The sequence below is a fragment of the Micromonospora sp. NPDC005206 genome (assembly GCF_040608175.1).
Taxonomy (GTDB): Bacteria; Actinomycetota; Actinomycetes; order Mycobacteriales; family Micromonosporaceae; genus Micromonospora.
Window position 1 is genome coordinate 99,069 of sequence record NZ_JBEXHU010000024.1, and the last position, 13,534, is coordinate 112,602.

Genomic DNA, 13,534 nt, shown 5'->3' on the forward strand with positions numbered 1-13,534 from the left:
ACGGTATACACAAGGGCCCCGGCGGGTCAAGAACCTCGGGATATCGAAACTCGGGTGGGACGGTCGGAACCTGCACCTGCCCAAGGGCGCGGATCAGCACCGGTCCGGACGGGCAGGCAGGGCGAAGTCTGCGCCCGGGCAGCGTCCCGCGGCCCCGGGCGGCGACGCCCCCGCTCATCCCAGTTCGTCCCGGAGCCTCAACACTCCCACAGGCGCCGCAGCGCGGCCGTGCGCTCGGCGTCGGTGCGGCCGCGCAGGTCCACCGACCCGTGCTCGGTGACGACCACGTCGACGTCCGAGCGGGCGGTGGAGGTGGGCGCGGACAGCCGGTCGACGAGTGTGCGGTGCCCACCGCGCCGGGTGGGCAGCGCGACCACGCTCAGACCCCGGATCGCCCGGGCCGCAGCGACGGCGTAGTCCGGGTGGCCGCCCACCCCGGCCACCACGTCCCCGCCGAAGCCCTCGACGTTGACCTGGCCGACCAGGTCCAGTTCGAGCGCGGTGTTCACGGCGACCAGCGGCTGCCGGGACAGCCGGGTGAGGTCGTGGGTGTGCTCCAGCCGCGCGGTGATCGCCCGCCCGTCGGCCCAGCGGTACGCCGCCGCCGTCCCGGCGACGTAGGTGGCGAGCGGAACGCCCTCCAGCAGGCCCCGCCGGTCCAGATCCAGCACCGCGTCGCCGACGATCCCGGAGTCAATGCGCACCGGGACGTCCAGCGCCCGCAGCGTGGCGTCGCCGATCGTGCCCGGGCCAAACTGGACCGCCGAGCCGGGCCGCACCAGCGCGGCGACATGCCGGCCCGCCGCGTCGGACACGTCGTCGACCCGGGGCCGTAGCAGCTCCAGCGGCGGCCGCTCCACCTCGCTCACGATCGTCACCCGGCCGGCGGGCAGCGCGGGCTCGCGGCTGGCGGCCGGGAGCGCGTGGTTCACCTCCGCGAGCACGTGCGCGCCGGCGTCGACCGCGGCGCGCATCCAGGCGACCTCGCTGCCGAAGCCCAACCCGCCCGGCGTGGGCCGCAGCCCGGCCAGCAGCACGTCCGGCCGCCACGCCGAGGCGAACAACGCCGGGACCGCGCTGAGCCGGACCGGCAGGTACCGCACACCGCCGCCGAACGCCCGCCGCAGCGCGTACCCGCCGAGCAGCGTCCGCACCTCCGGGAACGCTACCGGGTCCTCAGGCACCGGCAGGGTGAACGACCAGCCGAGCAGCAGCCGCACCCCGCCGACCTGCCGGGCGGCGTACGCCAGCGGGCGGCCCAGTCCGACCGGAGCCCCGGCCCCGTCCGCGATCGCCACCCGGCAGCCCGGGGTCAGAAACTCTGCGATCCGCGCCGCGACCCGCGCCTCGTCCGGGGTCAGCTCCGCCGGAACCATGCCTTCCACGTCAGCTGGCCATGTAGGTGCCACCGTCGACGCAGAGGACCTGGCCGGTGACGTACCGGGACGTGGCCCCGGCGAGAAACACGAACGCCTCCGCCACCTCGTCCGGCTCACCCCATCGCCGCAGCGGGATGCGCTCCAGGTAGCGCGCGGCGAACCGCTCGTCCGTCCGGATCTTCTCGGTCATCGGAGTGGCCGCGGCGGGCGACACCGCGTTGACCCGGATCCCGGCCTTGCCGAGCTCCCGGGCGGCGGACTTCGTCATCGCCACAATCGCGCCCTTGGCGGCGGCGTAGTTGATCTGCCCGATCGTGCCGTCCAGCCCAGCGGACGAGGTGACGTTGATGATCGAGCCCCCGGCGCCCATCCGCCGGGCCGCCTCCCGCAGGCCGAGGAATGTACCGCGGGCGTGCACGCGCAGCACCAGGTCGAAGTCGTCCGCCGACATCGACGGCAGCATCGCCGGACGGGTGATGCCGGCGTTGTTCACCCAGACGGCGAGCGGGCCGAGCTTTCGTTCGACGCGGTCCGCGGCCTCCGTGACGGCGGCCTCGTCCCCGACGTCGACCGCGAGCGCGAGAGCGCGGTCACCCAGCTCCGCGGCGGCGCGCGCGACGCCGTCGCCGTCCCGGTCCAGCAGCGCCACCCGGGCGCCCTGCTCAGCGAGCGCGAACGCCACCGCGCGGCCGATGCCCTGCGCCGCGCCCGTAACGACCGCGACCTTGCCGTTCAGCTCATGCATCGGGACCCTCCAGGATCGTCACGGCGGAGACCGCGGTCGGGCCGCCCACGTTGTGGGCGAGGGCCCAGCGCGCGCCGTCCACCTGGTTGATTGCCTCGCCACGCAGCTGCTCGAACAGCTCGGTGCACTGCGCGAGGCCGGTGGCGCCCGGCGGGTGCCCCTTGGACTTCAGCCCGCCACTGGGATTGACCGGCAGCCGCCCGCCGAGGGTGGTCGCGCCCTTCTCCAGCAACCGCGGGGCCTCGCCGCGGCCGCAGAACCCGAGCTCCTCGTACGTCATCATCTCGACGCCGGTGAAGCAGTCGTGCACCTCGGCGACGTCGATGCGCTCGGACCCGATGCCCGCCATCGCGTACGCCTGCTTCGCCGCCTTCGCCGTGGCCGGGAATCGTGCGAGGTTCGCCTTCTCGGCGTGCAGCACCCGGTCCATTCCGGTGCCGACCCCACGGACCCAGACCGGCCGGTCGGTATAGCGGTCCACCACGTCCCGGCCGGCGAGCAGGACTGCGGCCGCGCCGTCGCTCTGCGGCACACAGTCGAGCAGCCCGAACGGCTCCACCACCATCGGCGCCGACAGCACCTGCTCGATCGTCACCTCGTACCGCAGGTGGGCGTAGGGATTGTTGGCGCCGTTGTGGTGGTTCTTCACCGCGACCATCGCGAGGTGCTCGCGGGTGGCGCCGAACTCGTGCATGTACCGGGCGACGTGCAGCCCGAAGCTGGCCGGCGAGATCAGCGCCAGCGGCAGGTCCCAGGCCGTGTCCCGGTTGGTGCTCATCCAGTCCCAGAACGTGGAGCTGGCCGAGGTGTCCCGGATCTTGTCGGTGCCCAGCACGAGCGCGACGTCAACGTACCCGCCGCCGACCGCGTAGAGCGCGTTGCGCAGGGCGTCGTTGCCACTGGCGCAGGCGTTCTCCACCCGGGTCACCGGTATGTCGTCGAGGCCACAGCTGTCCGCGAGCAGCCCGGCCGGGAACCCGTCGACGCTCTGCACCTCGCTGAACCACGCGGCACCGATCTCGTCCGGCCGCATGCCCTTGTCCACGGAAGAGAGCGTCGCGTCGAACGCGCGGGCGACCATGTCCTTGATGCCCTGGTCGAACAGCTCGCCGAACGGGATCATCCCCGCCCCGACGATGGCCACATCTCTCACGGCTGCTCCTCGGGTTGGAAGGCGTATCCGTAGTCGGGCACTCCGGCGCGGACGGCGACGCAGCGCAGCACCAGCGCGCCCGGGTCCCCGATCCGCGCGCTGCCGGCCTCGGCGTCGGTGACGTGCGCGAGCGTCCGCAGCGAGGTGCCCGCGAGGCCCACGACCGCGAGCGAGTACGGCCCGTGCTTGCCGGGCACCGTGGCGTGGATCGTGACGATCGAGTAGACCTCCCCGCTCCGGGGCAGGGCGACGAGGTCCTGGGTGTCCATTCCGCCGCAGTGGAGACAGCGGGTCCGCGGCGGGAGGCTGCGCTCGCCGCAGTCCCGGCACTCCCCCGCTTTGAGGCCGACCTTGGCCTCCAGCGCCCGCTCGTAGGAGGCGAGCGAGGCGGGGATCTCGGCCGGGGTGCGGGGCGCCCAGGTCTCCGGGGCGGTGTGCGGGGTACGGGCGGTCACCGTGCAAGGGGCGTCGCCGGTGACCCGGGCGGAGACGCTGTGCCCGTTCTCGACCGCGACCAGGAGTCCGGGCCCCCGGGCCAGCGCGAAGATCGGGGCAGCTGCCTCCTGTGCGTCGGGCACCCCGTGCGCTCCCTCGGCGAGCTTGCGAACGTCGCGGTCGGGGAGCCCGGCGACGACGGTCGCCTCTCCCGCGCCGGGCAGCGCCCGCCGCCAGCCCCGCTCCCGCAGCAGCCGCGGGTCGTCGTACACCCGGTCGGTGGCATCGCCGGTGGCCCGGGTGCGGACCGGGACGCTGTGGCGGACCGTGTCCGCCCGCTCCAGCGACAGCCCGCCCGGGCCGGTGAGCGCCGCCCCCGCGGCCGCCGGGGCCGCCGGGTCCACGCCGATCACCAGCGTCCCCGGCGCGGCGGACAGCAGGGCGTCCAGCGTGGACGGCGCGCCGCCGAGCCGCTCCTCCACCGGGGTGGCCGGGTCGAGGCCGAGGGCCTGGAGCACGATCTCCGGGAACGTGCCCAGGGTCGCGTCCGGGCGGCGGGTCACGAGCACGACCCGCGCCACCGCGACCAGTGCCTCCCCGCCCAGCCCCGTGGCCGCGGCGACCGCGAGCGTGGTGACGTCCTCGTCCGGGCCGAGCATCCGGCGGCCCCGGGCGTCGGCCCAAGCGGGCCGGTACACCGACAGTGCGGTGATCTCCATCGTCACACCCCCGCCCGGACAACGGTGGGCCAGAAACCCGCGGCCCCGCGCTCGGCCAGGATCCGGCCCAGTTCCTCCTGGAGCGTGCCCTCGGCGTCGCCATCGTCCCGCCAGGCCCAGAGCCGCCGGGTGAAGTGCTGCAACTGGTGCTCCCTCGTGAAGCCGAGCGCGCCGTGGAGTTGGTGCGCGATCGCGGTCGCCGCGGTGGCCGAGCGCGCCGCCCGGACGCGGGCGGCGAGCACGGCCGGTGCGGCGTCGGTGGAACCTGCCGCCACTGCGAGCACCGCCGCGTCCGCTGCCGCACCGGCCACGGCCACCTCGCCGGCGAGGACGGCGACCTTCTGCTTGACCAGCTGGAACGAGGAGATCGGCTTGCCGAACTGCACCCGTTCCCCGACGTACCGCCGGGTCAGCTGCAGCACCCGGTCGAGCGCCCCGGCGAGCATCACCGTGGTTGCCAGCGCCTGGCGCAGCCGGAGCTCGCCGAGGAGTTCGGTGGTGACCGGGCGCACCCGCTCGTCGGGGAGGCCGAGGCCGTGGAACCGCAGCGTGTCGGACGGCTCGCCGGCCGGGCTGGTCCCGGGCGTGGCGGCGGCCCCGACGACTTCCGCGAGCGCCAGCCCCTCATCTGTCGAGGCGAGGACCAGCACGCTGGCCGCGCACCCTCCCCACGGCACCCCGCGGGCCTCGCCGTGCAGCGTCCAGCCACCGTCGGCGCGTACCGCCGTCACGTCGGCCTTCCCGGCGACGGCCGCCGGGCCGGGCCGTTGCGCGAGCCCGGCCGCGTCCCGCAGCCACGGGGCGACGAGCAGCGTCGGCGCGATCGGCACCGGGGCGGCGAAGCTCGCGCAGAGCCGCGCGACGACCGCCGCGTCGGCCACGTCGCCGCCGGAGCCGCCCGCCTCCTCGGGGATGCCGATGCCGGTCAACCCTGCGCGGTCGAGGTGCCGCCACAACCCCTCGTCCCAGCCGCCGTCGGCGGCGGCGACCCGATCTGGCCCACAGTGGTCTGTCAGCAGGTCGGTGACAGCACCGGCCAGCAGCTCACGTTCGTCGCTCACAGCCCCAGCCCTCTCGCCACGATGACCCCGAGAATCTCGGTGGTGCCGCCCCGGAGCGTGAAACCCGGGCTGTGCAGCACGGCATGCGTCAGCAGTGCCGCCGCCCGGCTGTCCCGGTCCACGTTCCCGGCCAGCGCGACGCGGACCGCGTCGACGACCTCCTGCTCGAAGCGGGTGCCGACGTCCTTCACCAGCGCCGCCTCGACCTCGACGGAGGCGCCCCGGTCCAGCGCCCCGGCGACCCGCAGGGACAACTGCCGGATCGACCACATCTGCGCGAAGAGCCCGCCGAGGGTGGCCAGCGTGCGGGTGTCCCGTGCGGCCTCGGCGTACCTCGCCAGCTCGACCAGGAGCTGCGCGGTGCTGAGGAATCGCTCGGGGCCGCTGCGCTCGTTCGCCAACTCCGAGGTGACCTGCTTCCAGCCGTCGCCCTCCGTGCCGAGCAGCATCTCGCCGGGGACGTACACGTTGTCGAGCACGACCTCGTTGAAGTGGTGCTCCCCGGTCAGCAGCTCGATCGGACGGATCTGCACGCCCGGCGCGGACAGGTCCACCACGAACTGGGTGAGCCCGCCGTGCCGGTCCGGGCCGGTCCGGCAGAGCGCGATCATGTAGTGGCAATGGTGCGCGCCGCTGGTCCACACCTTGGTGCCGTCGAGCCGCCAGCCCTCGCCGTCCGGGGTTGCTCTCGTGCGCACCGAGGCGAGGTCGGAGCCGCTGTCCGGTTCGGACATCCCGATCGCGAAGTAGCACTCGCCCCGGGCGATCGCGGGCACCAACGTCTGGCGCTGCTTCTCGGTGCCGAACCGCAGGAGCGACGGGCCGGACTGCCGGTCCGCCACCCAGTGCGCGGCGACGGGCGCGCCGGCCGCGAGCAGCTCCTCGATGACGACGAACCGCTCCAGCGCCGAGCGCTCATGTCCGCCGTACCGCTTGGGCCAGGTCATCCCGAGCCAGCCGCGCTCCCCCAGCCGGCGACTGAACTCCGCGTCGAAGCTGGACAGCCAGGTGTCGACGCCGGGCACGAACGCCCCGGACGCGCGCTGCTCGGTCAGGAACTCCCGCACCTCGGCGCGGAGTGCCTCCGCGGACTTCGGCAGCACCGCGGGCGGGAGGGTGAGGGCCACTCAGGCCTCCCCGAGTGGGCCGCGCCGGAACGACCACATCTGCGCGGGGTGCTCGACCTGCACGCCGACGTCCCAGCCGACGCCGGGCGGGCCAGCCTGGAGACGGAACGAGCGGGCCGCCGCCCGGGCCAACGCCGGGTCCTTGGCCACCGTGGACGCCAGCCGGATCGCCTCGGCCTCCACCTGGTCCGCAGGACTGGACGCGAACGCGAGACCGCGCTGCACCGCCTCCCGGCCGGTGAGCGCTGCCCCGAACAGCCCGATCCCCGCCGCCACCTCGCGCCCCGCCGTCCGACTCAGCAGGGTGAAGTGCCCGCCGCCGGGGTGTGCGCCCAGCGGCAGGAAGCCGGACGCCAGCCGCACATCGTCGGCCACCACGCGCAGATCCGTGGCCAGCATCAGGTTCATCCCGGCGCCGACCGCGGGCCCACGGACGGCCGCGATCGTCGGCGCCGCGAGCCGCCCGACCCGGGTGAACGCGGCGTAGATCCGGGTCAGCGTCCGATACGCCCCGTCGGCGGCAGGATCCTTCGCTACCGCGGCGAGCACGTCGCGGTGCGCCCCGGCGCAGAAGGCTTTGCCCTGCGCCTGCACCACCACCGCGCCGACCCGCTCGTCGGCGTCCAGCGCGTCGCAGGCGGCCACCATCTCGTCGGCCATCTCCGCGGTCAGCGCGTTGCGGCGGTCCGGCGCGTTCAGGGTCAGCGTCGCGACCCCGTCTGGGCGTACCTCGATGAGTACCTCGCTCACGACGCTCCCTCCACGTGGAACTCCTCCAGGCGCGCCCTGCGCGTCATCTGCCAGTAGTCGACGACCCGCCAGGGCGAGTTCGTGACGATCCGGCCCCGCGCGTTGCGGTACCAGGTGTCCATCCCGGTGTGGGTCCAGATCATCCGGCCGTGCGCGGCGTCTACCCGGGCGTTGTACGCGTCGTGGACGTCCAGGCGGCACTCCACGGCGGCCAGTCCGCCGGAGACCATCGCCTGGATGATCTCCATGATGTAGCGGACGCCGCACTCGGTCAGGAAGATCAGGCTGCCGCCGTGGCCGAGGTTCGTGTTCGGCCCATACAGGCAGAAGAAGTTCGGGAAGTCCGGGATGGCGAGCCCGAGGTACGCGTGGGCGTCGTCGTCGCCCCAGGTCTCGCGCAGGGTCCGGCCGGACCGCCCGCGGATCTCCATCGGCGCGAGCATCTTGCGGCTGTCGAATCCGGTCGCGAACACGATCACGTCCGCCTCGTGCTCCGCACCGTCCGCAGTGATCAGACCGTGTGGGCGGATTTCCGCGACGGACTCGGTCACCAGCTCAACATGGTCCTGCGTGATCGCCTCGAACCAGCCGTTGTCGATCAGCATCCGCTTGCCGAACGGCGGGTAGTCGGGCAGTACCTTGGGGATGAGCTCGCTGCGGTCCCCCAGCTTGCCGAGCATGTAGTCGGTGAAGAAGCGGCGGTGCCCGTCGTTGACCGCGTTCACCGAGCGCTCGGGGTGTGGCCAGTCCGGATCCACCTGCAGCGAGGCGTGCACTTTGTCGTTGAAGGCCCACGCCAGGCGGAACCGGTACCAGGCCGCGTAGAGCGGCACTTCCTTCATGAGGAGTTTGATGCCGTCGGTGACCTCGCGGCGGTAGTTCTCGCTGGGTGCCGTCCACTGCGGCGAGCGCTGGAACACGGTCAGCTGAGCGACCTCGTCCACGATCGCCGGGACGAGCTGCATCGCGCTGGCGCCGGTGCCCACCACCGCGACCCGTTTGCCCCGCACGTCCACCTCTGACGGCCACTGGGCGGAGTGGAACGCCGGCCCCGCAAAGGTGTCCCGCCCTGGGATGTTCGGCACGGAGGGCCGGTTGAGCTGCCCCACTGCGCTGATTACCACGTTGGCGACGACTTCGCGCTCGGTGCCGTCGGGGCCGCGCAGCATGACAGTCCACGTGTGCGTCACGGCGTCGTAGCGCGCGGAGCGCACCTCGGTGCGGAGCTGGATCCGGTGCCGTACGCCGAACTCGGTGGCGCACCGCTCCAGGTAGTCGTGCAGGTCCTGGCGCTTGGAGTAGTAGTGCGGCCACTCCTGCTGCGCGAATGAGTACGAGTACAGGTGGCTCGGCGTGTCCACCCCGCAACCCGGATACCGGTTGTCGAGCCAGGTACCGCCGACGGCGTCGTTCTTCTCGATCACCGTGTACGGGATGCCGGCCTGCTCCAGCTTGAAGGCCGTGCACAGGCCGGAGACCCCGGCACCGATCACCAGGACGTGGAAGCGGCTCAGCGCCTCGGGGTCCGGCGACGTGTCCCAGGTGACGTCGCGCGCGCGGAAGCCCATCTCCTCGGCCATCATCGGCGCGTACTCCGGCGGGACCGGCTCGCCAACGCAGACGCTCATCATCTCGACGAACAGTTCCTCCGGCGGCAGACCCATCGGGGTCAGCTCGCCGGCGCGCCATCGCCGGATGGCGTCAAACGCCTCGCCGCGGATCAGCTCCTGGACCTCCGGCGGCAGCCCGCCGGTGTCGTTGTCGCTCATCCCCTTGGTGCGCTGGGGCCGGTACGGGTCCGCCAGCCAATGACGGTCGCCGGTGAGCTGCACGAGGACCATCAGCAGCGTCGGGATGTTCGCCTCCGCGAGGGCCTCACGCAGCGCCGCAACCGCGCTCGCGTCCTCCTCGACGGCGATCGGGTACGTGGCCGAGCTTTCGATCACATCGTCCCCCAAGTTCCGCGGGCCACCGTAGCCGGGTGTGCGCGGACGGCCGGAATCGGTTCCTTCGCTATTTGTATACTCTCCGGTCAGTATCCGCAAGGAGTTCGGAGATGCGGCCGACGAGCAGCTCGGCAAGCTCGGCACGGGGCTGGGCCAAGTGCCGGTTCAGCAGCTCGGCGCCGTCGGCGCGTTGCAGCAGGTCAAACACCGCCAGGGTGAGCCCGGTGCTCCACCGGCCCGACGTTCGACTGCAGCCCCCGCCCTCAGCCGTCCGCCCGCACGCTCACCCGCAGTTCGGCACAAGCCGACCTGACAGCCCTGCTGGAACGCGTCAACGGCGTGCTACGGGGGTAGAGCGGCTCCGTTGCGTTGAGCGTTGGCAAGATCGAGGCAGGCTGGAGCAGTGACGTCATCGACCCGACCCGACCCGTGGCTGCCTCCGAAGTCGGCGTTCGCCGGGTTCCGGTTCCCGCCGGAGGTGATCGTGGTCGCGGCACGCTGGTATCTGCGCTACTGCTTGTCCTACCGGGATGTTGAAGAACTGCTGGTCGAAAGTGGCGTGGAGGTCGATCACGTCACCGTGTACCGCTGGGTGCAGCGGTTCACCCCACTGCTGGCCGACGCCGCCCGCTTCTGCCGCCACTCACCAGGCGACAGGTGGCACGTTGATGAGACGTACGTCAAAGTCAACGGGGTGTGGCGGTACGTGTACCGGGCGGTCGACGAGAACGGGCAGGTCATCGACGTGCTGGTCTCGGCCCGCCGGGACGCCGACGCGGCCCGGCGGTTCTTCCGCCAGGCGCTGTCGACGTTGAAGGTGACACCCAGCGAGGTGGTCACCGACGCCGCGCCGGTCTACCCCAGCGTGCTCGACGAGCTGATCCCGTCCGCGTGGCACCACGTCGAGCAGTACGCCAACAATCCGATCGAGGCTGATCACAGCCAGCTCAAACACCGATTGAGACCGATGCGCGGGCTACGGACCGACGAGACAGCACAGGTGATCATCGCTGAACCGCCCCGAGTCTGGTGGAGTCCTCAGACTGTGACCAGCTCCGGCTGGTCGGGCTGTTGGTGAGCGTAGAACATCGATTCGTGTTCGGCGGGTGGGCGGTGTCCGATCGCGGAGTGCAGGCGGTGGTGGTTGTACCAGTCGACCCATTCCGCGGTGGCCAGCTCGACCTGGGCGAGGCTGCGCCGCGGCCGCCGCGGTTTGATCAGTTCGGTCTTGTACAGGCCGATCGTGGATTCCATGAGGGCGTTGTCGAGGGCGTCACCGACGATGCCGATGGAGGCGTCGACGCCGGCGGCGACGAGGTGGGTGGTGAACCGGAACGACGTATATTGGCTGCCCCTGTCCGAGTGCACGATCGTGCCGGTCGGGTCCCGGAGTCGGGCCGCGTTGGACAACGCCGCGACGGCCAGGGATGCCTTCATCCGCGAGTCGATGGAGTAGCCGACGATCCGGCCGGAGTACACGTCCTTGATCGCGCACAGGTACAGCTTGCCCTCGGCGGTGGGGTGCTCGGTGATGTCGGTTAGCCACACCCGGTCCGGGGCATCGGCGGTGAAGCGGCGTTGCACCAGGTCGTCGTGCACCGGCGGCCCGGCCCGCCGGGTCAGCCCCTTCTTCTTGGCGAACACCGACCAGATGCGCTGCACCTTGCCGAGCCTAGCCACCCGATTGGCGCCGGCGGTGATGCCGTGGGCGGGTAGTTCATCGGCGATGAACCGGTACCCGAACGCCGGGTCGTCGTGGTGGATGTGAAGGGCGGCGTTGATCAGATACGCGTCGTTGAGGTCCCGTCGGGTGACCGGGTTGGCGCGCCACGTGTAGTAGGCCTGCTTGCTGAAGCCCAGCACCCGACAGGTCACCGCGACGGGAATCCCGTCCGCGGCCAGGTCACCGACCAGCGGGTACATCATTTTGGGGCGATCTCCTTGGCGAAGAACGCCGCCGCTCGACGCAGGATCTCGTTCTCCTGCTCCAGCAGCTTGTTACGCCTGCGCAGCTCCCGCAGCTCAGCGGACTCACTGCCGGTGGTCCCGGGACGGACCCCTTCATCAATGTCGGCGAGCTTGAGCCAGCGGTGCAGACACGACTCGGAGATCCCGAAGTCCTTCGCGATCTGCGACAGGGGCGCCTCGCCCTTACGGGCGACCGCGACCACGTCACGGCGGAACTCCGGCGGGAACGCTTTCGGCATGACAGACATCCTTCCAGCGAGGAACGCATCCCCACAGGTCAGGAGTCAACCGAACCGGGGGCAGTCCCGGCTCAGCGAATCCGTCGCAGTCGGCGTCCTCGCCGTGGTCACCCCTCTGGCTAGGCTCTGGCGCGCCGGTCGCACAAGACGTGACGACCAGCCTTTCAGAGACTCCGGCGCGGTCACGAACCGGGGACGCAGCAACAAGGTGATCACCAGTTGTCACCGCTGGTCAACCATTGACACGGGTTTTCGAGGGTAAATGGGGGAAGGATCTCGGACGGCGCATCGCCCGCCGCCCGGGGGCTCACGCAGGTCGGCGCCGGACTGTGATGGGTAGATCATCGGACCCGCGTAGACGGCTGCGCCGATGGCGCAGCGTGCCGTAGCGTTCTGGCTTTATTCGATGCCCCTTCGGCGATGGCGACCGTGATCAGTTCGTCTGCGTCGAATAGAGGCTCCAGCCAGCTTCGGATCTCGTCGCTTGTGGTGCCGCACGAGCCGATCCAGCCGTCCCGGAAGAGTTGCGTGAAGTCGGTGTTGTTCAGGTGCCGTTGAGTTGGCCATCGGTCGTCGTCCCACGTGACGCGCAGATTGTCGCCACCTTTGGTCGTGTCGGCCGCAGATTCGTGCATGAGGTCGACGAGATCCAGTGGAAGATAGAGGCCCTTCATTAGCTCTGTCGACTGGCCGTCGTAGTCACTGGGGCGGACGATCTTGAGGTAGTGCGGTTGAGCGCTGAGCCGGTATTGCCCGACCGTGCCGGGTTGTTTCCCTGGATCAAGTGCGCGCATGCTGCGAAGTTGAGTCGCCAGTTGGGGATCGCCGCGGTAGGTCCATCCGCCATCGGGATCCTGCTTCATACGTTTGTACTGCACAAGGATGCCGCAATGTCGCTCGGCATGGTAGTAGATGAGGTCACTGCCTCTGGTGGTTTCCAGGTCGCGCTTGTTCGTGTTGAGGACAGTGAGCCTTTCGCCGCCACGAAGGCGGATCAGCATGCCCCGGGCGTTCCTGCGTGCGCGCCGTCCTAGAATGCCATCGAAGCGTTCCATGTCGCGATCGATAAGTGTGTCCTCGTCGTTGTAGCTGAGCCGCGCTGTCTCCAGCAAGGTGCGGCGCGTGTCCAGTTCGTCGGGCGGAGTCATTAGCGCGCGGCCTGGCTGGCCAAGGCGACGACCGAGACCGGATATCTCGGCGATGAGCCCGAGGGTGTCCTTTTCTTCGGCGAGTAAGGTTCGCCGTGCCTCGGTGATCCGCCTGGTACCGATGGGGTAGCCGCTCGCTTGTTCGATCAGGCCGGCTGCGTCACTCGTCAGCTCGCTCAATACACGAACAACGGCGGTAGAGCTTCCCTCGGGCAGAGCGCTCCTCGCGGTGTGCGCCGGGGCCACATGTGGCTTGATCTGGGGCGACACACGATCCAGCACAGCTTCAAGCGGAACCGGGCGCCGGAGTAACGAGATGCCGGAGACTTCGTACCGTCGGGCGAAGCTGGTTACTCGCACGCTACGGCGAAACGATCCGATCGCGATCGCTTCAACGGATGACGGCTCTGATGAGGACCGCGAGCAGATGACCGCGACGGCATACCTCGGCAGGTCATTGTCGATCGGGGCGCTGTCGGTGTAGCTATCGCGTACGAGCGTGTCGTTGAAGGCGATGCGGCCTCTCGGCTGATGATCGATGAAGATCGCCGGCATTTGGCTACTCCTTTCGCATCACTGTTCGCGCCCTACCGGCCACCGGCCCACAAGAACGTCGCGATGATGCAGGTCGGTCGAGCGTAGTGCATCTGAGCTTGAGCAGCCATGAGACGCGCTCGCTCTTACGGTGACGCGTCGTCCGCGGCAGTCTCAACTGGGAGCGGGGGCCATACAGGTCTTCCGCGCTGGAAGGGCTGGTTCAATCCTTCGTCTAGTACTCCAGCCGGGGATCGTGATCATGGCTCGATGAGGGCTTGTCGGGTGTAGTGGCTGGCCTTGGCGCGGGCTTGGTGGCGGCGTCGACGG

General features: G+C 70.8%; 12 protein-coding genes. 1 reads left to right on the forward strand and 11 read right to left on the reverse strand.

Annotated features, from left to right (window positions below):
- Window positions 1-197: 197 nt before the first annotated feature.
- From ABZU69_RS30700 to ABZU69_RS30740, 9 genes are all read right to left on the reverse strand, one after another.
- Window positions 198-1,376, reverse strand: a complete 1,179-nt coding sequence (locus ABZU69_RS30700; RefSeq protein WP_354967793.1) for an acetyl-CoA hydrolase/transferase C-terminal domain-containing protein — start codon at window positions 1,374-1,376, stop codon at window positions 198-200.
- Window positions 1,377-1,386: 10 nt separating this feature from the next.
- Window positions 1,387-2,124 carry an SDR family NAD(P)-dependent oxidoreductase gene (locus ABZU69_RS30705; RefSeq protein ID WP_354967794.1) on the reverse strand — a complete coding sequence of 246 codons (738 nt, stop codon included), beginning with the start codon at window positions 2,122-2,124 and terminating at the stop codon, window positions 1,387-1,389.
- Window positions 2,117-3,277: a thiolase family protein gene (locus tag ABZU69_RS30710; protein WP_354967795.1), complete on the reverse strand. Its 1,161-nt coding sequence runs from the start codon at window positions 3,275-3,277 to the stop codon at window positions 2,117-2,119. Before ABZU69_RS30710 ends, ABZU69_RS30705 begins: the two co-directional genes overlap by 8 nt.
- A complete protein-coding gene (locus tag ABZU69_RS30715; RefSeq protein WP_354967796.1) occupies window positions 3,274-4,431 on the reverse strand; it encodes an OB-fold domain-containing protein in 1,158 nt (385 codons plus the stop codon). Before ABZU69_RS30715 ends, ABZU69_RS30710 begins: the two co-directional genes overlap by 4 nt.
- 2 nt (window positions 4,432-4,433) lie before the next feature.
- Window positions 4,434-5,492 carry an acyl-CoA dehydrogenase family protein gene (locus tag ABZU69_RS30720; protein ID WP_354967797.1) on the reverse strand — a complete coding sequence of 353 codons (1,059 nt, stop codon included), beginning with the start codon at window positions 5,490-5,492 and terminating at the stop codon, window positions 4,434-4,436.
- Window positions 5,489-6,619: an acyl-CoA dehydrogenase family protein gene (locus ABZU69_RS30725; RefSeq protein ID WP_354967798.1), complete on the reverse strand. Its 1,131-nt coding sequence runs from the start codon at window positions 6,617-6,619 to the stop codon at window positions 5,489-5,491. The genes ABZU69_RS30720 and ABZU69_RS30725 overlap by 4 nt, the downstream gene beginning before the upstream one ends.
- Window positions 6,620-7,369 carry an enoyl-CoA hydratase-related protein gene (locus ABZU69_RS30730; RefSeq protein WP_354967799.1) on the reverse strand — a complete coding sequence of 250 codons (750 nt, stop codon included), beginning with the start codon at window positions 7,367-7,369 and terminating at the stop codon, window positions 6,620-6,622.
- Window positions 7,366-9,315, reverse strand: a complete 1,950-nt coding sequence (locus ABZU69_RS30735) for an NAD(P)/FAD-dependent oxidoreductase (protein WP_354967800.1) — start codon at window positions 9,313-9,315, stop codon at window positions 7,366-7,368. Before ABZU69_RS30735 ends, ABZU69_RS30730 begins: the two co-directional genes overlap by 4 nt.
- Window positions 9,316-9,382: 67 nt before the next feature.
- Window positions 9,383-9,523: a hypothetical protein gene (locus ABZU69_RS30740; protein ID WP_354967801.1), complete on the reverse strand. Its 141-nt coding sequence runs from the start codon at window positions 9,521-9,523 to the stop codon at window positions 9,383-9,385.
- Window positions 9,524-9,748: 225 nt separating this feature from the next.
- Between ABZU69_RS30740 and ABZU69_RS30745 the strand changes: the two genes are divergently transcribed.
- Window positions 9,749-10,393, forward strand: coding sequence for an IS6 family transposase (locus ABZU69_RS30745; protein ID WP_354967812.1), 645 nt, complete (start codon window positions 9,749-9,751; stop codon window positions 10,391-10,393).
- Here the strand turns inward: ABZU69_RS30745 and ABZU69_RS30750 are convergent.
- Together ABZU69_RS30750 and ABZU69_RS30755 are read right to left on the reverse strand one after the other, a co-directional pair.
- Window positions 10,354-11,522 (reverse strand): IS3 family transposase gene (locus tag ABZU69_RS30750; protein WP_354967802.1). Its coding sequence is split into 2 segments (ribosomal slippage): window positions 10,354-11,249 and window positions 11,249-11,522, totalling 1,170 coding nucleotides; the frame shifts between segments, so codons are not numbered across the junction. The two genes, ABZU69_RS30745 and ABZU69_RS30750, sit on opposite strands and share 40 nt — an antisense overlap.
- Window positions 11,523-11,863: 341 nt before the next feature.
- Window positions 11,864-13,225, reverse strand: a complete 1,362-nt coding sequence (locus ABZU69_RS30755; RefSeq protein WP_354967803.1) for a hypothetical protein — start codon at window positions 13,223-13,225, stop codon at window positions 11,864-11,866.
- Window positions 13,226-13,534: the final 309 nt, after the last annotated feature.